Origin of the sequence: Micromonospora sp. WMMD714 (assembly GCF_029581315.1) — a bacterium.
In the GTDB taxonomy this organism is placed as follows: Bacteria; Actinomycetota; Actinomycetes; order Mycobacteriales; family Micromonosporaceae; genus Micromonospora; species Micromonospora rifamycinica.
In genome coordinates, this window is sequence record NZ_CP120744.1 from 210,892 (window position 1) to 232,101 (window position 21,210).

Below are 21,210 nucleotides of genomic sequence, written 5' to 3' on the forward strand. Positions count from 1 at the left end.
CCTCACGCAGCAGGCTTGACCTGCTGCTTCTTGCTCTTCTTGCGATCTTTCTTAGAGGCACTCTTCGATGCCTTACCCCCGCGTGAGCCCGAGGTGAGCCCGGGAGTGCGCTTGGTGCCCCGACCGGAGATCAGGCGGGCAGTTGCTTCGGCTGCCTCCATGGCCAGCTCGGGCAGGACAGCCGTGTACGTGTCCGCCGTGAGCGCGTACGAGGAGTGTCCGAGCATCTCCTGCACCACCTTCATCTCGGCTCCGGCCTTGAGCGCTATCGTGGCCGCGCCGTGGCGCAGGTCGTGCAGGCGGATCGGCGGAAGGTCTAAGCGCTTCACGAGGCGGTCGAAGTAGTCCGACAGCCACGTCGGCTCTATCCACTCGCCATTGGACCGAGTGAAGAGACGGCCGCTCTCCACCCAGGCCACCCCGGCTTCTTCGCGTACCTTGCGCTGCCGCTTGTCGTGGCGCCTGATCACCTTCACGGTGCCTCGGTCGAGCGCCACCATCCGGTTACCCGCATCACTCTTGGGCGCGTTCTCCTCGATCTCGCCATTGATGTCCACGAGCTGCGTGGCGACGGTCAACGCCTGGCCGTTGAGGTCCACGTCTTCCGGCCGTAGTCCGCACGCCTCGCCCCGCCGCAGGCCCCGAAGGGCAACGAGGTGGAAGAGCGCGTACAGCTCGTCATCCGCGATGCCGTCGAGGAAGGCGGCCGTCTGTTCGGTCGTCCACACCATGACCGGCGACGGCCTTTCGCCCGTAGCCCGCCATTGCGCGACTCGTTCGTCAGTCCACACGAGCCCCTTGGGCCGATTCACCGAGTCAAGTTCGACGTGGGCCGCCGGATTGAAGGTGATCAGCTCTTGCGTGATCGCATCGTTCAGAGCAGCGCGGAGCGTCGCTCTGACGTGCCGCCGCGTCGTCGGTCCAACCGGACGACGGAAGGGCGGCATTCCAGCGAGCGCGGCACGCGCGGCGCGGCGACGCTCACGACCCCGAAGCGTCTTGAGTTCTTCGACAGCGGCAAGCCGGAGCGCGTTGGCTTCCTCAATCTCGATGTTGCGTTCAACAATCGCGTTGAACATCTCCGACAGGTGCGACACACGAAGGCGGTCCAGACGAATATCCCCGATACGCGGCTTGAGGTGGAGGCGGATGTCTCGCCCATAGCGGTTGATCGTGCTGGCGCGGATCTTACGGCCCGCAAGCCAGGTGTCGAGGAATTCCCCGACCGTGATGCGGGCAGTCAAGGACTGGCCGCTCCGAAACTTCCGGCGAGTCTCCTCCAGGTCGGGCAGCGGCTCTCGGTTGGCCGCTACGCGCTCCAAGAGATCGCCCATGCGCTGCCGGCCGTCTTCGTCATCAACCTCGGGCAGGGCCAAGAGCGCGCGAACCGCGTCCAGGTCGGCTTGGGCTTCCGTGGCCGACGTGTAGCCGGACCGGCGGAAGGTGCGACGGTCGCCTCCGGCATCCTGCGGAAGCTCCTGACGGACACCCCAGGTGCCGTGACGACGTTGGTTGAGCTTCGGGCAGGATTGCCCGTACTGCTTGCCAGTCTCCGGATCGCGGCAAGCGCAACGACGGAACACTGATCCTCTCAAGGTTCCTCCTTGGGAAAGGGGAAGTGGTACCTATAACGGTACCACTTCCCCCGATCGACTGATGGAAGGTGAGTTATGCGACGACGTCGGGTGGTCGAGGCGGCTCAGGGTCTGCCGGCGTTACCCGGCGACGAGAAGCGCGACCAGCAGGTCAAGATTCGACTTACAGCCAGCGAGGTAGAGAAGCTGGTGAGCTTGCGACCAGACCTCACCGCCGCCGGCATCGTCGCGCTCCTTGTCGATGACGTGCTGTCAGGTCGAACCGCTCCACCGTGGACGAAAGGGTCAGGTAACGGCCCTGACGCCGAGTAGTTCCAAGATGTCCGGGACGGGCACGACGTAGCTTCGCCCGACGCGGAGCACCCGCACCGGGAACTGCCCGCGCTTCGCAAGGGCGTACGCCTTACTCCGGCCGATGCCTAGAATTGCTCCGGCAGTCTCCACATCCGCTGTGACGCCGAGAGCGCGAATGGCATCAATGGTCCAAGGATTGTCAGTTGTGGCACTCATTACATTCTCCTTGAAGGGTGCCGACGTTCGAACGAACGCCGCAGAGAGAGTCGCAAGCGACCCAGAGATCACTGATGATGATTAGGCAACATCGCTTGCCGGACTCGACCTAGGATTCAGATGGACAGCCCCACGGCATGACGCTTTGCATCGTCGGGAATCCGACATTCAGCCAGGTTCGACCGCCTGGCTGTTTCGGTGGGTGTTGGCTTGGTGTATCCATGCTGGATGGATGTCGACGCTGCTCAGATTGCCGCTTCTGCAATGCCCTACGTGACGGCTGCCGTGGCGGCTTACGGCGTGAGCACCCTAGACAAGGTCCGAAGCGCTGCTGTCGATGGGGCTTCCGACGCCACGGTCAGGATTGGTCATCAGATTCTGAACCGCCTGCTAGCTAGGCGGCAGTCCCAAGAGGTGATCGAGGGAGCCGTGATCGACGTCACGGCAGGCGAGGAAGACAGCGACGCCGCCCTGCGCCTGCAAATCCGTAAGGCAATGACAGCCGATCCTGATCTCGCTCAGGCCATCGCGGCAATGCTGCCCGAGCGCGATGCCTTCCGTCAGTACGCGATCCAAAGGCAAAGCAATACCGGGTCAGGCAACATCATCAACGGAGACAACTACGGAAGCATCAACCCGACCTTGGGTGCAAAATCCTGATGGTTGAACCCAACCCGCCAAGGCAACTTCCTTCCGTCCAGACGAACTCGGGATCTGGCGCCATCGTCAACGGTCACAATTTCGGCCGGATCGAGACGATGGACACCAAGACGAAAGCCGTGCTGGAAAAGATCTCATCAGATGCCCCCAAGCTAGGAGCGCTGCTCAAGCAGGCGCTCCGCGACGGTGTAATCTCTCCAGACACAGCCATGTCGCTCAGCATGGCGGCACGCAACATCAATGAAGATGTAGCGGAGGCCCTTTGGGCTGCCAGTCGGAACATCAACTACGATGTGGCCGAGATGCTCATGACCTCGGCTCACAGCATCAATCCGCAGGTGGCATCAAAGATTTCCCAAGCCGCCGACGACCTTGACGATATCCCGCAAAGACTTGAACAGATTACCGGCGAGATGCGCGCGTTGGCCCGGCAGGTAGAAGAACTGTCCAGCGTCGTACAGGCGTACGGGAATTTCGATAGCAACATCGCAGCCATTCTGGGAGCATCCGAGAATTTGGCTATGGCCGCCGACAAGGTCGTTCCTCAGCCGAAGCCGGGACGCTTTCTCTGGGGCTTTTTCTTAGGCGTCGTGCTCGTGGTTGCAGCAATAGGATTTACCTACAGCACCAAGGGCGCGTAAATCGGCGCGGTTTTCGCGCCCGACCCCCGGTTAAGAGCGGCACATCGAGCCGGGGCCGTGAGAGGTAGCCGCACAAGCGCGGCGCACCTTCGTCGTGCAATATCAGCGTCCATCGCTTTCGACTCCCGCCCTTGCGTCATGGGCGGCATCGCGGGCGGCTTGGAGGTCGTCTGCGATGGCGTCGGCGAACATGGCTTGTCCGGCGGTGTGGCCGGTTCCGGCGTAGGTCCAGTGCTTGTCGGTGATGGCGTCGGCGGTGTCGTCGTGGGTGTCCTCCTGGTTGTGGTCGCGGCGGTGTTGTTCCCGGGCGGCGCGTAGTGCGGTGTAGGTGGTGGAGTAGGCGCGGCTCTTGGAGGCGATGTGGCCTCGGTAGCCGAGTTGATGTGCCCAGCGCCGCAGGTTCAGCGCCTTGTACTCGGGTCGTCTGCCGAGGGTCCAGCAGGTGCGGATGAGGGTGCGGGCGTGGTCAGTGACGGGGAGCACGGAGATGGTGATGGCGTCGCGGATGGGCCGGTCCACGGTGATGCCGGCGACATCAGGCTTGGTGACGTACTTGGCGATGTAGGAGGCCACGACCCGCTCAGTCAAGTCGTCGTCGCCGCTGTGGCCGGGCAGGATGGGCCGGATGTCGAGCTGCGCCCCGAATCGCAAGATGGTGTCGAGGCCGGGCACGGCCAGGTGCACCCGGCGAGCGGCGGTGCGGATCGTTTGGACCAGGAGCGGCAGGGTTGCCCATGCCGGGGGTGGAGTGTCGGGGGTGGGGCCGTCGAAGCGCATGACGGCGTGGAAGTGCACCGACCCGCGCCGCTGGTACTCGGCAACCTTGGCGTAGGCGACCCTCGTGTCAGTTGGGCTATTGCCAGTAGCTTCCAGAGGACCAACATCCACGATCCGGCTACAGCCCTCGATCCGCCGACCGCACGCGGTAGGTTCATCACGTGCTTCCGATGACCTTGCAAGAGATCACGGCCGTTGTCGGCGGAACCGTCCACGACGCCCCCCACGGCGTCACGGTGATCGCCCCAGTCGTGTTCGACAGCCGGCGCGTAGAGACCGGCGGCATGTACGTGGCGCTGCCCGGTGAACGCGTCGACGGGCACGACTTTGCCGCTCAGGCGATCGAGGCCGGCGCGGCGGCGGTACTGGCGTCACGGCCGGTCTCCGTGCCAGCAGTGGTCGTCGAGGACGTACCCACCGCCTACGGCCGCCTTGCCCGCGCGGTGGTGGACCGGCTGCCGCAGACCACGGTGATCGGGATAACGGGGTCGGTCGGCAAGACCTCGACCAAAGACATTCTCGCGCAGGTGCTGCCGACGTGGGGTGCCACGGTGGCCAACCGAGCGTCGAACAACAACGAGCTTGGGTTGCCGTACACGGTCACCCGCGCCACCGCCGACACCCGCTATCTGGTGTTGGAGATGGGCGCACGCGGCATCGGGCACGTGGCCTACCTGACCCGCATCGCCCCGCCCACCGTCAGCGTCGTGACCCGCGTCGGTCACGCGCACCTTGGCGAGTTCGGATCGGTGGAGAACATCGCTCTAGCCAAGGGTGAGATCGTGGAAGCGCTGCCCGACGCCCGCGACGGTGGGTTGGCGGTGCTCAACGGTGACGATCTTCTCGTCGCGTCCATGGCCAGCCGCACCAGCGCCCGAGTGCTCACCTACGGCATCGACAACCCGGCGGACGTACGCGCCGAAGACGTGACCGTGGACGAGCTGGGCCGCGCCGGGTTCCGGCTGGCGCACGACGGCCAGGCGGCCGAGGTGCGGTTGCGTCTCTACGGGCTGCACCAGGCGTCCAACGCGCTGGCCGCCGCCACCGTCGCTCTCGGGTTGGGTCACCCGATCGAGGCGGTAGCCGAGGCGGTGTCACAGGCCGAGGCGGTGTCGCCGGGACGGATGCAGGTCAGCACCCGCGCGGACGGGGTGACGGTCATCAATGACGCCTACAACGCCGCGCCGGACGCGATGCGGGCCGCGTTGCGCGCCTTGAAGGCGATGGCCGGGGACGGTCGGCGGGCGGTCGCGGTGCTCGGGGAGATGGCCGAGCTGGGCGAGCACGCCGCGCAGGTGCACCGCGAGGTCGGGCAGCAGGTGGCCGAAGTTGGGGCCGGGTGGCTCGTGGCCATCGGCGGAGCTGACGCCGGGCAATACGCGGACGCAGCCGCCGGCACCGGCACGACGGTGGACCGGGCGGCGAACGTAGCCGAGGCGTGGGAGCTGCTGCGCGACGGGTTGCGGCCGGGCGACGTGGTGTTGGTCAAGGCAGCCAACAGCGCCGGGCTCCTCGCGCTCGCGGACAAGCTAATCGAGGAACCCGGCGCTGTCACCGCCCAGGCGTAGAGGTCACGCAGACAGCGCGACCTCGGACCGGCTGCTCAGGGCGTCGAGGATCGCCGCGCCGTAACCGGTGACGTCACCGGTGCCCATGGTCAGCACCACGTCACCGCGGCCGGCCATCCGGCCGACGATCCGGGCGGCGTGGTCGGGGCCGAGCGGCAGACAGTAGTCGCCGTCACGCAGCCGCCCCAGGATGGCCGTGCCGTCCGCGACCGGTCGACCCGCCGGCACGGTGCCATGCACGTCGAGCAGCAGCACGTAGTCGGCCTTGTCCGCCAAGACCCCACCGATCCGGTTGCCGAAGGCCAAGACCCGGGCGTGTCCGGACAGCTGGAACACCACGAACAACCGGCCCCGCGCCAGGGTGCGCGCGGCGTCCAGGTCGGCGGCGATCTCGTTCGGGTGATCGGCGTAGGAGTCGATCACCGTCACCCCGGAGCGGGTGTCGATGTGCTCGAACCGGCGGCGCACCCCGGGAAAGGTGCACGCCGCGCCGGCCACGTCGGCGGGGTCGAGCCCGAGCGCCACCGCGCATGCCACGGCCGCCACCGCGTTGTCCAGGTGGTGCGTGGCCGGTCGCGGCAGGGTCACCCCGACCTCGACGCCCTTGGGCATCCGCACCGACCCCGACGTGCTCCACCCCTCGGCGTGCACGTCCAGCAGCCGCACGTCCGCCGCCCGGTCGCGGCCGTAGCGCAGCACCGTCAGATCGGGTCGCTCGGCGGCGATGACGTCGGCGGCCACGGTCGCGCCCACGCAGTCGGCGTTGACGATCAGGAACCCGTGCGGTGCGATCCGCGCGCCGAACGCGACGTAGGCGCGTAGCACGTCGGCGTGGTCGGTGAAGTTCTCCGGGTGGTCGTCGGTCACGTTGGTGATGACCGCGATCGACGGGGCCAGGAAGTGAAACGACCGGTCCGACTCGTCCGCCTCGGCCACCAGCAGCCGGGACGCCCCGAGGTGGGCGCCCGAGCTTGGCCTGTTCAGGTCGGCCCCGATGACGTACGTCGGGTCCTGCCCGAGGGTGCGCAGGATGTGCGCGAGCATGCCGGCCGTCGTGGACTTGCCGTGCGACCCGGACACCGCCACCAGCCGCCGCCCGGCGGCCAGCTTGTCCAGAACCTGCGCCCGGTGCACCACCGGGATGCCGGCGGAACGCGCCGCGTCGACCTCCGGCGCGTTCTGCGCAACGGTCGTATAGACGACGCACGACGCGCCCTCGATGTGCGCCGCGTCGTGGCCCACCTGCACCCGGACGCCGGCCGCGCGCAGAGTCGCCAGGGTGGCCGAGTCGTGGATGTCGCTGCCGCTGACCTGGTGGCCCAGCTCGGCCAGCAGTCGAGCCAGGCCGGACATCGCGCAGCCGCCGACGCCCACGAAGTGCGGGCGGGACAGGTCCAGCGGGCCGGTGTACGCCTCGATGGTCGGGTTACCAGTGATCGTGTCGGTCATGGTGCCGTGTCTCCTTCGGTGTAACAGCTGACGAGTTGGTGCCATGAGCGGACGTGCTGGAGGAGTTGGCTCCTTTCACTCGTGCGATTCCTTGCGCGCGGCCGAGCTGGCCTCGGGTCACCACCTCGGCCGCGCGGGTCCAATCGATCTGCGCCGGCCCGCTCGCTGGCTCGGCCTCGGAAGGCGGGAGAACGAAGCCAGAAGCCGAGTAGGTAGGCCACATTGGCGCAGGAGAAGGCCGGCGCCCTTGCGCGCGGTGCGGCAGGTTGGGCAGGCACATGGCCGACCGCCAGGGAAGCGGCGCGACCGGTGCGGGCGGTGCCTGGGACGGACCAGGTCATCGTCGTCATCCATGAGAAGGGGCCGGCTCGGCAGCGGTCCGTGGCGCAGCGCCGAAGTAGTGCGGTCCGCCCACCCGTCGTGCGCCGATCAACTCCGGACGCGTCGCCCCCGGGACCCGGCGCGGTAGACGCAGCGCGATGCGGAACACCCGCACGGCGCTGTCACGGACAGAGCACGACCCGAGCGACCCGCAGCCGATGCACCGCCCATCTGCACTCGATACCGCGTGCCGGTTCAGCTCGGCTTGCGCGATGTCGACCTGACCACCACCGAGGTAAGTCGTCACGTGATCTGCCTCCAAGGGGGTGGGGCACGCCGCGTGGATCCATCCACGCTGGTCACACGGCGTGCCCCGCCCATCGCCCACCACCACGGCGCGCACCGCTCGTAGCAATGGGGAGCTCGTTGCGGTCTCCGGTATGCAAGACGGAGGCGATATGGCCTAATGTGCACCAGGTTGGCCGCTGTCTTGCGTACCTATAGCGAATCGCAAACCACAGCCCGTAGGTACGCTGTGACGCACGTCGAAGCGGTGAACGTGGTGAAAGATCGACTAAAGGCGGGGGGCGCTGTGCCGCAACCAGGACCCGGCAACGCCAGGCTCGCAGCCGTCATCGCGGAAGCAGGCATGTCCCATGCTGAGGTTGCACGAGCGCTGGTCCGCGTCGCCCAAGAGAGCAACGCCAACGAGTTCGCCGGAGTGGGCCGCTCCCACGTCTCCCACTGGATCGCTGGCTCCAAGCCCTCAGGCCGCGCACCTGTGCTGCTCTGTGAAGCGCTGTCTCGAAAGCTCGGTCGGGTTGTCACTCTTGACGAGATCGGGTTGCCCGGCCAACCGCTGTCCTCAGCGGACATGCTCGGTTGGCAGGTCGATACGCTGTCAGCGCTAACCGAACTCGGGAGAGTCGACGTGGACGCTGAACGCAGACGCGTTCTCAGCACTGCCGCCTACTCGCTCGCCGCGCTGGCGCTGCCGTCCGATCGCTGGTGGACGCACATGGCCGAGCGCGGCCAGACACGCGGCGCAGCAGCTGGCCGGCACGTCAGCAAGGGCGACGTCGAGGCAGTGATCGACATGGTTTCACTGTTCTCACGCGTTGACCAACGGCGAGGTGGCGGACACGCCCGCTCGGCAGTCGTCCAGTACCTCACCTCCGACGTGGCGACCTACCTACGCGGACGGTACGCCGACGAAAATCTCAGACGTGACATGTTCACCGCTGCCAGCGAACTGGCCTACCTGGCGGGTTGGATGGCATTCGACAACGGCGAACACAACGTCGGCCAGCACTATTTCAACGTGGCAGTGAAGCTGGCCGCCGAAGCCGACAACCCGGCGATGGCAGGCCACGTCCTACGTGCCATGGCGCACCAGGCCGTCGACCTCGGGCACCACAAGCACGCTCTCGACCTGGCGGCGGCTTCCGTCGAAGGTAAGCGCTACGAGTCCGCGTCCCCAAGAGAGCGCGCACTACTCGGCGTTGTCTACGCTCGCGCGCTCGCGGTGAACGGCGAGAAACAACGCTCCGCCCGCGCGCTACTCCGTGCTGAGGATGACCTCTCCTCCGCCACCCAAGGCGACGACGAACCCGGGAGGGTCTTCTTCTTCGCGGAAGCCAGCCTGGCTCACGAGACCGCCTGCGCACTTCGCGATACGGGCGACTTCGCGGGCGCGGCGAGACACTTCCGCCGCAGCGTGAGGACCCGGAAAGCCTCGGCCTTCACGCGCACCCATGCAGTCACCCTCGGATACATGGGAGCAGTGCAGGCACGACAGGGCGAGATCGAGGAAGCCTGCGGGACGTGGTCCCGCGCGCTGGACGCGATGGACGGCGTCCGCTCGGGCCGTACACGCCAAGTTGCCGCCGACATGCGCGCCATCCTTGCCCCCTACACGCGCCGCAACATCCGAGCAGTCCGAGACATCGAAACGCGAGCGAAGAGCTACCTGGCAACGTTCGCCTAAACAGCAACCCCGAAGACCGGAGGCCGCGATGACAGCCGAAAGATTCACCGTCGAACCCATTGCGCACGTCGTAGGCGGGCGAACCGAGCCGACCGACGACTACTGGGGCGGCAGCCGAGCGATCGTCCGAATCGATGGCGAACGCTTCTCGCCGGCTGCCACCAAAGGGCTTGATGAGTTCTCTCACCTAGAAATCGTCTTCCGCTTCCACCTCACAGATCCTACCGATCTGCATCTTGGTGCTCGCCGCCCGAGAGACAACCCCGAGTGGCCCGAGGTAGGCATCTTCGGCCACCGCAACATGCGCCGCATCAACTGGCTAGGCGTATCCCGGTGCCGCCTCATCAAAGTTGACGGTCTTGACCTTCACGTTGAGGATCTGGACGCGGTAAGCGGCAGCCCCGTTTTTGACATCAAGCCTTGGTTCTCGGAATTCGGCCCGCGAGGGGAAGTTCGCCAAGCCGACTGGACAACTCAGATGTTGGGACTCTACTTTTCGCCGCCGATCGAGAATCAGAAATAGCGAACGTCTGAAGGACGACATATTCGGGTGGGCAGGCAACTTCGATCTGCCACTTCACCCGAAAGCTAATCGCTAGGGCCAACACTAGACTGGCTGTCGACATGACTCGCAGCCGTCGAATTGAAATGGAAACGCAACCTACCTGCCGAGCATTTGTAAGTCCCAGGGCGGGTTAACGAACAGCCAGGGAGGTCTCGTGCCGGAGTTCAAGGTCGAGGTCGAAGCTGAGGATCCTACACTTGCTGATCTCTGCTCGATGTATTGGGCTACTGAAGACGACGGCTCCTTCTCATTCACAGTAAAAGAATTATCAGAGCGCTTTGAACAGCCCGCACATAAGATCAGCAAGACCGTCTCAGAATCTTGCTATGCCCGCTCGTCCAGCAAGGCTTGCGTTGAGTGCGGCAAGGGATTCATTTACAGAACTCGTTCGGAATGGACCTCCGGCCATCGCTTCGCACCCACCCGTTGCCGGACCTGCGTCGAATCAGAGAAGCAACGACTAGAAGCTGACCAACGTAGAGCGGCGGCAGCTATGCAGGCTGCGATCTCCGAGCACTTCGAAGTAGCGGAGAGCGGGTCACCGATTCGCGCCGAAGATCTCGATCTGCCCTCGGCCCTAGCGGTGGCCGCATTATTCGAAGACGGAGAAGAGGTCTCCGAAGGAGCTACCGTTCCAGTCGTAGAACGAGGCACCCCCTTAACGCCTACATCAGACCTTGATCTGAAGCTGCTCAAAACCCTCATCGACCGAGGGATTCTACAGATACATCCCTCTTCGTCATCCGATGCTTTCGTATGGAAGGATGATGGCACGCTTGACAACCAACATTACCCAATGCTTGCGTCTTATTATCTGACAGGCACTGGCGATGTGGAGAGTCGGATTCGAGAATACCTCAAGGGACTTTCCCAGATAATCTCTCGGGACAGCTGGCCCGACCGTTGGACGGACCAGTTCTCGGACTTCTGGTTCGACCTCGCAGTGTCGGAGTGCAAAGCCTATTTGGTTCACATGCTTAAACGACATGGGCTCGACTTTACGCCAGGGCAACGGACAGAAGAGGTTTTCCGCCACGCGCTGCGTTGGTACTCAATCGGTCAGATGTACTACTTCATCTGGCGAGCAGCAAGAGATAGCGCCGCTTACGTGGCGAGGGAACGGGTGCCTGCAAAGCAGGCCGCGAACAGCGCAATAACTAGAATCTCAGGAGACGTCGATCGCGCCTACGCCCAAGGTTGGGACGTAAGCGTTTATCGGCGCGACTCACGCTTACCACAGTCGACGATTTCGCACATACTTTTCTCCCGAGCACTTCAACTCGAAGACGCTATGGCATATTCGCCGGTTGACCTTCCCGTCAGGCGAGCGGGCTTAGAATTGGCGTGGGAGAAGATTGACTTCACCGCCTTTGAGCGTCTCATCTTCCAGCTTGTTGTCGAGACCGAAGGTTACGAAAACGTCGATTGGCTTATGCACACCAACGCCGCCGACCATGGGCGTGATGTGAGTGCCGTGCGCCTTCGCAAAGATCCATTGAGCGGGCATAGTTCACAGCGAGTCGCAATTCAATGCAAGCATTGGCTCTCCCGCGCCATCCGTGATACTGACGCAAGCCAAGCCGTCGTAAGCATCAGCCACTGGGACAATCCGCCATTCGATGTGCTTGTTCTGGCGACTAGTGGACGCTTCACCTCTGACGCCATCGCCTGGATCGAACGACACAATTCCCGTGGGCAGCGCCCAATAATCGAAGTTTGGAATGACGCCCGCTTGGAGTTTCTACTGAATGAACGGCCTCATCTCATCCGCAGCTTCGGTTTACGCTAGATTGGGTTCAGCTCTACAGAGGCCACCTACCCACGCCTGCGCTACGCGCCGACCGTCGTGCAGGTGTGCCCGCTGTGAGCCCGGACGCCGTTGGACCCGGCATCACGAGCTGACACGGACCGGCAAGCATAGGGGTGTCTACCAGGACAGATAGACACCCCTAGCCACTCATGACAACGCGCTAACCCGTGCGGGATTCAACTTCTAATCCCAAGGCCGCAGGTTCGAATCCTGCCGGGCGCACAGGTACTTCGCCCTACTGAGGACTCGATGAGCGGTGGGGCCGGTCAGCGGCAGCTGCGGCACGCTCGTAGGCCAGGGTGAGTTCGGCGAGGACGCCGTCGGCGGGTTGCGGCCGGCCTTCAAGGTGGATGATACGAAGCTCGTCCATGAATCTCTGCCACAGCTCAGGGCCGCCGTCGGCGAGGAGCTGGGCGCGGATCGACAGCTCGGGTGAGGTCGGAAGCCATCGGGAGCCCCACGCGCCGAGGTGCGCCATGACCGGGACGAGTTCGATCGCCGCCTCGGTCAGCCGATAGTCGATCTTCTGTCGGTGGCTCGGGTCGTCGTGCCGGCTGAGCAGGCCCGAGTTCACGAGCTTCGACAGGCGGCTGGCGAGGATGTTCGACGCGATGCCTTCGACCGAGTTCGTGAGGAGTTCGCGGAAGTGCCGGTATCCGCCGAACATGACGTCCCGCAGTACGACCAGGCTCCACCGGTCGCCCAGCAACTCGACCGTCAGGTTGATGGGGCACCCCGATTTTCCCTCAGGCACGGATAGGCGGCCGGCCCCAACTGGTTGCGGCATGCCACCAGCGTAGTACGGTGCTACCGGTTGCAAGTTGCCACCAGAAGCCGCCCGTCGGCCATCGAGGAGGATTCGTGCCACAACTGTTGAGGGTGCAGAGCTTCTGCTTGTCGCGTGACGGGTTCGGCACCGGCGAGGGGCAGAGCCTGGAGCGACCCTTCGGCCACGCCGACCCCACTCCCCTGTTCTCCTGGCGTGCCGCCACCGCCAGCTTCGTGTATCGCACCGAACCCGGCGGCACTCGCGGGCTGGACGACTACCTGACCCGCGACTACGACCACAACATCGGCGCGGAGATCATGGGCCGCAACAAGTTCGGCCCCCAGCGTGGCCCGTGGGAGAACCACGAGTGGCAGGGCTGGTGGGGCGACAATCCGCCGTTCCACACGCCGGTCTTCGTCCTCACCCACTACGAACGCCCGTCGTTCACCCTGGCCGACACCACGTTCCACTTCCTCGACGCCAGCCCGGCCGAGGCGCTGTCGCGCGCGAGGCAGGCCGCCGCCGGTCGGGACGTACGCCTCGGCGGCGGAGTCGCCACGATCCGCGAGTTCATCGAGGCCGACCTGGTCGACACGATGCACATCGCCGTGGCACCCGTCGACCTCGGCCGGGGCGAACGGCTGTGGGACAGCCCTGAGGACCTTCTCGACCGGTTCCACCTGGAGTCGGTCCCGAGCCCCAGCGGGGTCACCCACCTGCTGTTCTGGAGACGATGACCTCGGCGGGGGCCGGCCACCTCGGCAAACAGCCACCAACCCCCTGCATCTTTCGTGATGGGTCGGTCACAGCAGGTCACTTGCCGGCAGGCAAGCACATACCCACGACCTGGGAATGACCTTGTTCACCATCAATCTACATTGATCTATGTAACGCAGCTCGCTTGGATGGACACGCACCGTCTACCGGCGGTGTCCGCCACCAATCGAGGAGCATCCTTGCCCCGGTCCCCGTTCCGGACCCGACGACCGCGTACCCTCGCCGCCGTCACCGCCGCCACCCTGGCCACCGTCCTCGCGGTGCTCTCCGCCCCGACTCCCGCCCTGGCCTGGGGGCCTGGCAGCGAGCCGGCCCAGCCGTACGCGCAGCCGAGCATGCCCACCGTGCCCAAGCGCGGCTGCCAGTCCACCGTGGCCAACCCGGCCGCCCCGACCGGCGCGACCCCCGCCGTCCAGGTGATCTACGCCTGGCACGACGGCGTGGGCAACAACTACGAGGCCAACGTCGAGTACATCGCCAAGGTGGTGGACCGCATCGACTGGGCGCTCGACGAGTCGACCAACTACGACCAGCACTACAACCTGAGCTGCCGTACGGGCTACGACACCAGCACGTACGCCGGCTACGCCCGCGCCCTGGTCGTACCCGAGAAGATCGACGCCGGGGCGAACCCGAACACCCCCGCCAGCACGGTCCGCAGTGACCTGGTCTCCGCCGGATACCAGGACAGCAACCGGATCTACCTGGTCTTCACCGATTTCGCGTCGAACTCCGACGCCTACCAGTGCCCGAACGGCGGGAACTCCAGCGGCACGCACTGCTCGGCGGTGACCGAGTCGTGGACGACCGGGGTCGCCGGGCACGAGCTGCTGCACGTGCTCGGTGCCGGGCACGCCTGGATGGCCGAGACCGGGGCCTCCTACGTGCCCGACATCATGTACGGCTGGTGGGACAACTGGAACACCGATCCCGGGTTCCGCGGCTACTACGACCCGAGTGAGCTGTCGGCCAGCTTCTACATCGACCCGAGCCCGTCCACCGCGAAGGTGAACGTGGCGAACCACCCGATGCTGACCGCGCCGGTCTGCTGCGACGTCGGCGCGAACAACGACCTGCTCACCGCCGAGCAGCGCACCGTCGAGGCCGCCACCCCGGGCAGCAGCACGTCGACGTTCACCTCGTCGGGCGGCTGGCACCAGGTGACGCCCGCGTGCGGCATCTCGGGGAACTCCTGCACCTACTTCGACGGCCGACGGTCGGTCCAGTTCAACACCTACACCGGGCCGTCCAACACGTCGTCGATCTCGCTGACGAACCGGGCCACGGTCACCGCCGGCCGGACGTACAAGTTGTTCACCCGGTTGCGCAGCGGCACGGCGGTCAACACCCAACTCCAGCTCGCCTGGTACAACTCCAGCGGCACCCTGCTGTCGACCAGCACCGGAGCGACCGACACGCTCGCCGGCAACTGGCTGGAGTACCGGACGACCGCCACCGCCCCGGCGAACGCCGCCAGCGTGCGGCTCACCGTGAACGTGCCGGCGCAGTCCACCACCGGCAACCAGGCCATCAACCTGGACAGCCTCCAGCTCAACGACTGTACGGCGAACACCGGCGGCACCTGCCGCTACGACACCTGAGGCACCGGCGGGGTGCGGGCGGACGAGCGCCGTCCGCACCCCGCCACCGCTCCCCCTCGACAGGCCGGACCGGGCGGGGCGGCACACCGGTGCGGTCCGCTCACCGCGCCGTTCGGCGCAGACCGGCAAGGACGAGGGTGACCACACCGTCCGCGTCAGCCCGGTAGGCCGGGTGCCCGTACGCCGCACAGATCCCCTGAACAGCCATCATGACCGCACCCGCACCCACGTCGTCCCGGATGCTCCCCGCCCTGACGGCGGCCCCCAGCAGGTCGTCGACGATCTGCCCCAGAGCCTGGGCACCCTCGGCCATGACGCCCGACTGGGTGGCCATCAGGGTCGACAGGGTGCGGGCGAGCCCTTCGTGGACGTGCAGGTGGTCGACGAAGCCGCGCAGGAAGGTCTCCAGCGCCTCGTCGGCGGGGAGTGTGGCCTGCATCTCCCGTGCCCGGTCGCAGATGGCCCGGAGTTCCTCCCGGTAGACCGCTTCGGCGAGGGCTTCCCGGGTGGGGAAGTGCCGGTAGAGGGTGCCGGTGCCCACGCCGGCCAGCTTGGCGAAGTCGTCGAAGCGCAGGTCGAAGCGGCCGTCGGCGAAGAGTTCGCGGGCCTTGGCGATCAGGGCGTCGCGGTTGCGGCGGGCGTCGGCGCGCAGCGGCTTGGCGGCGGCAGGCGGCGGCTGGGCAGCGGCGCGGGGCGGCTGGGCGTCGGTCATCCGGGGGCCTCACGTTGACAAGTGGAGACTGTCTCCATATTTTGAAAGTGGAGATGGCCTCCAATTATAGCCGTGGGGTGCGCGTGAAGATCTTGATGTTCGGCCGGGGCGTGATCAGCGCGACGTACGGATGGGCGTTGGAGCAGGCCGGGCACCAGGTCGAGTTCTACGTCCGACCGGGGCGGGCGGCGGCGTACGGCGACTCGATCGACCTCGACCTGCTCGACGTACGACGGCGGCCGTGGGGCAAGCGGGTCGTCGAGAAGTGGCCGGTGCGCTACCGCGAGTCGGTGGAGCCGGACCACGACTTCGACCTGATCGTGCTGAGCGTGCAGCACTACAACTTCGCGGAGGCTGCGGCCTATCTGGGGCCACGGGTGGGCGGGGCGACGGTGCTCGTCTTCAACAACCTGTGGGTCGAGCCGTCGACCGCGACGGCACACCTCCCCGCCGACCAGGTGGCCTGGGGCTTCCCCGGGGCGGGCGGCGGGTTCGGCGACGACGGGGTGCTGCGCGCGGCACTGCTGCCCGTGGTCTTCTTCGGCACCATGGACCGACCGCCGACCGGCCGTGAGCAGGCCGTCCGCCAGGTGTTTCGCGGGGCGGCGTTCAGGATCCGGGAGAACTCCGACTTCCGGGGCTGGCTGTCGGTCCACTTCGCCCAGAACGCGGGCCTGCACACCCAGAGCCTGCGGCGGGGCTCGCTGTCCACGCTGACGACCGGCGACGTACGCGAGGCGATCCTCGCCACCCGCGAGCTGCTGCCGCTCGTCGAGGCACGCGGCGTCGACCTGCGGCGGCACCGCGCCGAGCTAAAGCCCTTCACCGCCCCGATCTGGCTGGCGGCACCGGCACTCTCCCTGCTGTTCAGTCGCTTCCCGCCGATGCGCAGGGTGATGCAGGCCCACGCCAACCCCGAGGAGTTGCGCGCGGTCTGCCGCGACACCCTCGCCGAGGCGCGCAGGCTGGGCGTGCGGGTGCCCCGACTGGAGGCGGCCGAGCCCTACTTCGCCAGCGCGGACACCCCCTGACGCCCCGTCACCCCCTACCGGCCGAACCTCGCCCGGCGGTTGCCGGCGGCGTCCCGGCGGCACGAGGCAACCGGCGTACGTTGGGCGGCACCCCCGCCCGGCTCGGCGCGCGAGGTGTCGGCGCAGCCTGCACCACCTCCAACCCCGCCGGTTGTACGTAGATCGACCGCCGGGCCATCGCGTCCCCCTTGGCGTTGAGCTGGTAGACGTCGAGCCAGCACCACCCGTCGTAGGTGATCCAGTCGAGTATCCGGATCACCCGGCAGCTGATCGGCCGGAGGAACTGCACACTGGCCGCCCGACCCACGATCACCAGGTCACCCGCCGTGGGCAGCGGCGCGCTCACCGTCGCCCCCAGACGTGCCGGAACCTGCGCCACTGCCTGATCCGGTGCCTTGCGGCCTCCGCGACCGGGCAGAACCCGGCCTCGGCGCACTTCCCGCAACGGCTGCGCCGGTGCTGGTCCAGACAGTCCCACGCCGCCCGGACCAGCAGCGGCATCTCACCGACGGTGGCCCGGGTCGCCCGACCGACCGGACTGCGCTGCCACGCCCGGCAGGGCAGTTCCGCGCCGCAGTGGCACACCCTGCGCCAGCGCCGCCAACTCCACACCGGCCGGTGTCGCCTGGCCAGGGTCAGCATGGCAGCCAACAGGTAGTCGTCCTGGCGGATCCGGTCCATGGGCACTCCCCGACGCTCGGGATGGAATGGCCCGTCAGGGCGACGGGATCCACGCCGCCCTGACGGGGACTGGCCTTCGTTTGCCGAACCAAGGGCAGCCACGAAGAATCTACGTCACTATCTGACGTAGGTAAAGGCACAGCGCGTGATCGCCTTACATCACTTGCTGACGTTGGTCGGCTCGTGGTCAGATGGCAGGGCCGAACCAAGGGAACGAAGCCATGCCCTCTGCACCTGCCGAATACCGACGCATCGCCGACACGCTGACCACGAAGATCAAAAGCGGCGAACTCACGCCGGGGACGAAGCTACCCAGCACCAGCGAGCTTGCCGACCAGTTCGACGTCAGCGTCGCCACCGCGTACCGCGCCGTCTCGCTCCTGCACGACCGCGACCTGGTCGTGGGGCAGCCGGGGCGCGGGGTCTACGTCGCAGGGGGAGAGTAGGCGCCGGCTGCGGTGGCCTGCGCGTACCCCTGCTGTCACCGGGGACGATCATCGAGGAGCGAACATGAACGACCTGGCCGGTGCCGTCTGGCGCAAGAGCACCCGCAGCGGCGGGAGCGGCGGCAACTGCGTCGAGGTGGCCGACAACCTGCCCGGCATGATCGGCGTACGGGACAGCAAGGACCAGGCCGGTCCGACGCTGCGGTTCTCCCCGACCGCCTGGTCCGCCTTCGTCCACCAGGCACGCCACGGGCTGCGCTGAGTGCATCCGGGGCCGCCCCCCAACGGGCGGCCCCACCCGCACCGCCCCCACCCGCACCGCCCCTCCCCATCGGCAGCCCGCCCACACCGGGACGACCGTGCCCGCACCGGGACGGTGAGCGGAAACGTCGGAGCGGCCCGCTACCGTGCGGCCCATGAGTGACACGGACACCGCGAACCGCCTGCCCACGGCCGAGGAGGAGGCCCGGTTCTGGGACCTGGTGGAGGCCGCCTGGGAGCGGCTCGGCCCCGAGGCCGCCGCGCTGCGCCGGGCGCTGCTCACCCGCGACCCGGCCGCCGACGACGACAGCGCCTCCGCGCTCGACACCTGGCGGGACGCCTTCCTCGACCAGTTGGGCCAGCTCTGCGCCGACCTGTCCAGCCCTGACCTGACCGACCTCGACCGGGTGGTCGAGCGCAAGCTGTACGACATCGACCGGGCCGACGTGCACGCGGTGATCGACGGCTCCGACGACGGTTTCCTCTACGGCCGGGGGCACGTCGTGGCGCTGGGCCGGGAGTTCTACGAGGCGGTCCGGGCCGACCCGACGCGGGCGGTGCCCGACGGCGACTTCCAGGGCATCTGCTACTTCTTCGCCCACCTGCACGACCAGCGGTTCGGCGACTGGCCCCGGACCGGCTCCGGCATCTCCCGGGAATCGTTCAGCAACCCGGCGGGCTGGGCGGAGCGGTGAGCCACCCTCCCGCCGGGGGGCCGCCGTGCTGACCGAGACCGACCTGAGCCTGCCCGGCGGCGGCACCCTGCACGTCTACGACACCGGCGACGACGGCACCGGCCGGCTGCCGGTCGTCTGGCACCACGGCAGCCCCAACATCGGCACCCCGCCGGCCCCGCTGTTCGCCGACGCCGACCGCCTCGGCCTGCGCTGGGTGTCGTTCGACCGGCCCGGTTACGGCGGTTCCACCCGGCTGCCCGACCGGGACGTCGCCTCGGCGGCCGGGTTCACCGCCCGGGTCGCCGACGCGTTGGGCCTGGACCGGTTCGCCACCCTCGGCCACTCCGGCGGCGCACCGCACGCGCTGGCCTGCGGGGCGCTGCTGCCCGACCGGGTGACCGCCGTGGTCGCGGTCGCCGGGCTGGCCCCCTACGGCGCGGCCGGGCTGGACTGGTTCGGCGGGATGACGCCCTCCGGGGTGACGTCGCTGGGGGCCGCCGTGCAGGGCCGGGCGGCCCGGGAACGCCTCGCGGCGTCCGATGCCGACTACGACCCGGAGTTCACCCCGGCCGACCTCGCCGCCCTGGCCGGGCCGTGGTCCTGGTTCGACAGTGTGGTCGGCCCGGCGGTCCGGGGCGGCCCGGCGGGGCTCGTCGACGACGACCTCGCGTACGTCGCGCCGTGGGGTTTCGACCCGGCCCGGGTGCCGGTCCCGGTGCTGCTGCTGCACGGCGGGCGGGACCGGGTGGTGCCGGCCGCGCACAGCCGCTGGCTGGCCGGCGTCTGCCCGGCGGCCGAGCTGCGGATCGCCGCCGACGGCGGGCACATCTCGGTGCTCGACGGCGCACCGGCCGCCCTGGCGTGGCTGCGCCGCTGACCGGCGACGACGGGCAGCCCGGGATGCCGGGTCCGCCGAGGTGCCGGGTGTGCCGGCAGGCCGGACGCAACGCGACACGCCGCACACCATTGGTGATCGGTTAGGGCTGTTCGTGTTATTCTCCGGCGTCGATGCACCGCCGAGCAGACCCGGACGGGTCACCGCCCGAAGGACGCACTTCTCTTGATGTCGGCCGTTCCCGCTCCGACCTCGTCACCGTCGTTGCTGGATCGGCCGGCGGGTGGCGCGTTGCAGCTCATCTTCACCACCCTGCCGGCGATGCTCCGGTTGACCTGCGGCCTGTTCGGCGCGGTGACCGCGCTGGCGGTCCGCACCGCGCCGGTCCGGGTGCCGTTGCTGCTGGCCACGGTGGTCGTGCTGACCGGCTGGTCGGTCTTCTACGCGGCACGGGCGCTGTGGGTCGGCATCGGTCCCGGGATGGTCGCCGGGGACGTCGCGCTCACCGTCGGGGCGAGTCTGCTGGCCCCGCTGCTGGTCGCCCCGGAGGTGCTGCCCGGCGAGGGTAGCTGGCTCGCCGTGCTGGCCAGCACCACGGTGATCAACGCGCAGGCCACCGCGCCGGTCCGCTGGTCGGTGCCCGTGGGCCTGCTGGTCACCGCCGCATACGCGGCCGGCACCTCGGCCGCCGGCAACACCGTCGAGGCGTCCGCGCACGCGGCGACCCTGCTGGTGCAGACGGGTTGCGCGGCGATGATGGCGGTGGTGATGCGCCGGTGGATCAGCCGGGCGGACGCCGCCTTCACCGAGTTCCAGCGGCTGCGCCGGGAGGCGGTGCTGGCCCGGACGATCCGCGAGGTAGAACGGCGGCAGAACCGGGACCTGCACGACACCGTCCTGTCCACGTTGACCATGGTCGGGCTGGGTGCCCTGCCGGCCGGCTCGGCGGCGCTGCGCCAACGGGCCGCCGCCGACCTGCGTACCCTGGTCGGGCTCGCGAACGCCCGGTCCGCACCGCCGCCCGGCCCGGTCGGCGTCCCCGCCGGCCCTCCCCTGGCCGCCGCCGGTCCGCAAGCGACGAGCGGGTCGCCCCGGGCCACGGTCGGCCCGCCCGGTCTCGACGACGGCCTGCGCGCGTTGCTGGACACCCACCCCGAGCTGCGGGTGACCGCCACGTTGCCGCCCTGCGCGGCCCCGGCGGGGGTGACCGCCGCGCTGGTCGACGCCACCGCCGCCGCACTGGCCAACGTGGCCCGGCACGCACCGGACGCCGCCGTGGTCGTGCGGCTGGGCAGCGACGACGGCGGCGTCGTGGTCGAGGTGGTCGACGACGGTCCCGGCTTCGACCCGGCCACCGTCCCGGCCCACCGGTACGGGCTGCGCGAGTCGATCCGGGGCCGGCTGACCGACGTCGGCGGGCGCGCGGAGGTGACCTCCGCCCCTGGCGAGGGCACCCGGATCAGGTTGGAGTGGCCGCATGTCGACTGACCTCCGCGCGCCGGCACCGGTCCGCGTACCCCGGTCGGCGCCCAGGGCG

At 67.9% G+C, this 21,210-nt stretch carries 21 protein-coding genes; 14 read left to right on the forward strand and 7 right to left on the reverse strand.

Annotated elements, in window-relative coordinates:
- Positions 1-2: 2 nt before the first annotated feature.
- Positions 3-1,595, reverse strand: a complete 1,593-nt coding sequence (locus O7625_RS00930; protein ID WP_282343593.1) for a site-specific integrase — start codon at positions 1,593-1,595, stop codon at positions 3-5.
- A gap of 738 nt (positions 1,596-2,333) precedes the next feature.
- On the opposite strand from O7625_RS00930, the gene O7625_RS00940 reads away from it, so the two are divergent.
- Both O7625_RS00940 and O7625_RS00945 read left to right on the forward strand, forming a co-directional pair.
- On the forward strand, positions 2,334-2,765 hold the full coding sequence (locus tag O7625_RS00940; protein WP_282343595.1) for a hypothetical protein: 432 nt from the start codon (positions 2,334-2,336) through the stop codon (positions 2,763-2,765).
- A complete protein-coding gene (locus O7625_RS00945; protein WP_282343596.1) occupies positions 2,765-3,406 on the forward strand; it encodes a hypothetical protein in 642 nt (213 codons plus the stop codon). The genes O7625_RS00940 and O7625_RS00945 overlap by 1 nt, the downstream gene beginning before the upstream one ends.
- A gap of 102 nt (positions 3,407-3,508) precedes the next feature.
- Here the strand turns inward: O7625_RS00945 and O7625_RS00950 are convergent, their stop codons facing one another.
- Positions 3,509-4,294: a replication initiator gene (locus tag O7625_RS00950; RefSeq protein WP_348773981.1), complete on the reverse strand. Its 786-nt coding sequence runs from the start codon at positions 4,292-4,294 to the stop codon at positions 3,509-3,511.
- A 59-nt stretch (positions 4,295-4,353) separates the two neighbouring features.
- Here O7625_RS00950 and murF point away from each other — a divergent pair, with 59 nt between their 5' ends.
- Positions 4,354-5,751, forward strand: a complete 1,398-nt coding sequence (gene murF / locus O7625_RS00955) for a UDP-N-acetylmuramoyl-tripeptide--D-alanyl-D-alanine ligase (RefSeq protein WP_282343600.1) — start codon at positions 4,354-4,356, stop codon at positions 5,749-5,751.
- A 3-nt stretch (positions 5,752-5,754) separates the two neighbouring features.
- Here the strand turns inward: murF and O7625_RS00960 are convergent, their stop codons facing one another.
- On the reverse strand, positions 5,755-7,200 hold the full coding sequence (locus tag O7625_RS00960; RefSeq protein ID WP_282343602.1) for a Mur ligase domain-containing protein: 1,446 nt from the start codon (positions 7,198-7,200) through the stop codon (positions 5,755-5,757).
- Positions 7,201-8,056: 856 nt separating this feature from the next.
- Here O7625_RS00960 and O7625_RS00965 point away from each other — a divergent pair.
- From O7625_RS00965 to O7625_RS00975, 3 genes are all read left to right on the forward strand, one after another.
- Positions 8,057-9,508, forward strand: a complete 1,452-nt coding sequence (locus tag O7625_RS00965; RefSeq protein WP_282343604.1) for a Tat pathway signal protein — start codon at positions 8,057-8,059, stop codon at positions 9,506-9,508.
- Between the two features lie 28 nt (positions 9,509-9,536).
- Complete coding sequence (locus O7625_RS00970; RefSeq protein ID WP_282343606.1) at positions 9,537-10,031, forward strand: TrmO family methyltransferase; 495 nt, start codon at positions 9,537-9,539, stop codon at positions 10,029-10,031.
- Positions 10,032-10,227: 196 nt separating this feature from the next.
- Positions 10,228-11,862 carry a restriction endonuclease gene (locus O7625_RS00975; RefSeq protein WP_282343608.1) on the forward strand — a complete coding sequence of 545 codons (1,635 nt, stop codon included), beginning with the start codon at positions 10,228-10,230 and terminating at the stop codon, positions 11,860-11,862.
- A 256-nt stretch (positions 11,863-12,118) separates the two neighbouring features.
- On the opposite strand, the gene O7625_RS00980 is transcribed toward O7625_RS00975, so the two are convergent.
- Positions 12,119-12,670 (reverse strand): helix-turn-helix domain-containing protein, encoded by a 552-nt coding sequence (locus O7625_RS00980; RefSeq protein ID WP_282343610.1) that lies wholly within the window; start codon positions 12,668-12,670, stop codon positions 12,119-12,121.
- Between the two features lie 74 nt (positions 12,671-12,744).
- Between O7625_RS00980 and O7625_RS00985 the strand changes: the two genes are divergently transcribed.
- The gene (locus tag O7625_RS00985; RefSeq protein ID WP_282343612.1) at positions 12,745-13,389 is read left to right on the forward strand and encodes a dihydrofolate reductase family protein; all 645 of its coding nucleotides are present in this window, start codon (positions 12,745-12,747) and stop codon (positions 13,387-13,389) included.
- 219 nt (positions 13,390-13,608) lie between these two features.
- The gene (locus O7625_RS00990; protein ID WP_282343614.1) at positions 13,609-15,030 is read left to right on the forward strand and encodes a hypothetical protein; all 1,422 of its coding nucleotides are present in this window, start codon (positions 13,609-13,611) and stop codon (positions 15,028-15,030) included.
- Positions 15,031-15,130: 100 nt separating this feature from the next.
- Here the strand turns inward: O7625_RS00990 and O7625_RS00995 are convergent, their stop codons facing one another.
- On the reverse strand, positions 15,131-15,742 hold the full coding sequence (locus tag O7625_RS00995) for a TetR/AcrR family transcriptional regulator (protein ID WP_282343616.1): 612 nt from the start codon (positions 15,740-15,742) through the stop codon (positions 15,131-15,133).
- Between the two features lie 77 nt (positions 15,743-15,819).
- Between O7625_RS00995 and O7625_RS01000 the strand changes: the two genes are divergently transcribed.
- The gene (locus O7625_RS01000) at positions 15,820-16,773 is read left to right on the forward strand and encodes a 2-dehydropantoate 2-reductase N-terminal domain-containing protein (protein WP_282343618.1); all 954 of its coding nucleotides are present in this window, start codon (positions 15,820-15,822) and stop codon (positions 16,771-16,773) included.
- A 7-nt stretch (positions 16,774-16,780) separates the two neighbouring features.
- Here the strand turns inward: O7625_RS01000 and O7625_RS01005 are convergent, their stop codons facing one another.
- Both O7625_RS01005 and O7625_RS01010 read right to left on the reverse strand, forming a co-directional pair.
- Positions 16,781-17,119: a hypothetical protein gene (locus O7625_RS01005; protein WP_282343620.1), complete on the reverse strand. Its 339-nt coding sequence runs from the start codon at positions 17,117-17,119 to the stop codon at positions 16,781-16,783.
- Positions 17,116-17,454 (reverse strand): hypothetical protein, encoded by a 339-nt coding sequence (locus O7625_RS01010; RefSeq protein WP_282343622.1) that lies wholly within the window; start codon positions 17,452-17,454, stop codon positions 17,116-17,118. Before O7625_RS01010 ends, O7625_RS01005 begins: the two co-directional genes overlap by 4 nt.
- A gap of 221 nt (positions 17,455-17,675) precedes the next feature.
- Between O7625_RS01010 and O7625_RS01015 the strand changes: the two genes are divergently transcribed.
- The 5 genes from O7625_RS01015 (at position 17,676) to O7625_RS01035 (ending at position 21,161) form a co-directional block, all read left to right on the forward strand.
- On the forward strand, positions 17,676-17,900 hold the full coding sequence (locus O7625_RS01015; RefSeq protein ID WP_282343624.1) for a winged helix-turn-helix domain-containing protein: 225 nt from the start codon (positions 17,676-17,678) through the stop codon (positions 17,898-17,900).
- A 64-nt stretch (positions 17,901-17,964) separates the two neighbouring features.
- Positions 17,965-18,162: a DUF397 domain-containing protein gene (locus O7625_RS01020; RefSeq protein WP_282343626.1), complete on the forward strand. Its 198-nt coding sequence runs from the start codon at positions 17,965-17,967 to the stop codon at positions 18,160-18,162.
- Between the two features lie 154 nt (positions 18,163-18,316).
- Entirely contained in the window at positions 18,317-18,856 is a 540-nt protein-coding gene (locus O7625_RS01025; RefSeq protein WP_282343627.1) for a DUF4240 domain-containing protein, read from the forward strand.
- A gap of 25 nt (positions 18,857-18,881) precedes the next feature.
- Complete coding sequence (locus O7625_RS01030; protein WP_282343629.1) at positions 18,882-19,715, forward strand: alpha/beta fold hydrolase; 834 nt, start codon at positions 18,882-18,884, stop codon at positions 19,713-19,715.
- Between the two features lie 186 nt (positions 19,716-19,901).
- On the forward strand, positions 19,902-21,161 hold the full coding sequence (locus O7625_RS01035; protein ID WP_282343631.1) for an ATP-binding protein: 1,260 nt from the start codon (positions 19,902-19,904) through the stop codon (positions 21,159-21,161).
- Positions 21,162-21,210 lie beyond the last annotated feature (49 nt).

Excerpts from the sequence above, each read along its gene's own strand:
- O7625_RS01025 (WP_282343627.1), top strand. The coding sequence starts at position 18,317 with ATGAGTGACACGGACACCGCGAACCGCCTGCCCACGGCCGAGGAGGAG.
- O7625_RS00940 (WP_282343595.1), top strand. The coding sequence starts at position 2,334 with ATGGATGTCGACGCTGCTCAGATTGCCGCTTCTGCAATGCCCTACGTG.
- O7625_RS00960 (WP_282343602.1), bottom strand. The coding sequence starts at position 7,200 with ATGACCGACACGATCACTGGTAACCCGACCATCGAGGCGTACACCGGC.
- O7625_RS00945 (WP_282343596.1), top strand. The coding sequence starts at position 2,765 with ATGGTTGAACCCAACCCGCCAAGGCAACTTCCTTCCGTCCAGACGAAC.
- O7625_RS01035 (WP_282343631.1), top strand. The coding sequence starts at position 19,902 with ATGTCGGCCGTTCCCGCTCCGACCTCGTCACCGTCGTTGCTGGATCGG.
- O7625_RS00970 (WP_282343606.1), top strand. The coding sequence starts at position 9,537 with ATGACAGCCGAAAGATTCACCGTCGAACCCATTGCGCACGTCGTAGGC.
- O7625_RS01020 (WP_282343626.1), top strand. The coding sequence starts at position 17,965 with ATGAACGACCTGGCCGGTGCCGTCTGGCGCAAGAGCACCCGCAGCGGC.
- O7625_RS01010 (WP_282343622.1), bottom strand. The coding sequence starts at position 17,454 with ATGGACCGGATCCGCCAGGACGACTACCTGTTGGCTGCCATGCTGACC.
- murF (WP_282343600.1), top strand. The coding sequence starts at position 4,354 with ATGACCTTGCAAGAGATCACGGCCGTTGTCGGCGGAACCGTCCACGAC.
- O7625_RS00995 (WP_282343616.1), bottom strand. The coding sequence starts at position 15,742 with ATGACCGACGCCCAGCCGCCCCGCGCCGCTGCCCAGCCGCCGCCTGCC.
- O7625_RS00980 (WP_282343610.1), bottom strand. The coding sequence starts at position 12,670 with ATGCCGCAACCAGTTGGGGCCGGCCGCCTATCCGTGCCTGAGGGAAAA.
- O7625_RS01015 (WP_282343624.1), top strand. The coding sequence starts at position 17,676 with ATGCCCTCTGCACCTGCCGAATACCGACGCATCGCCGACACGCTGACC.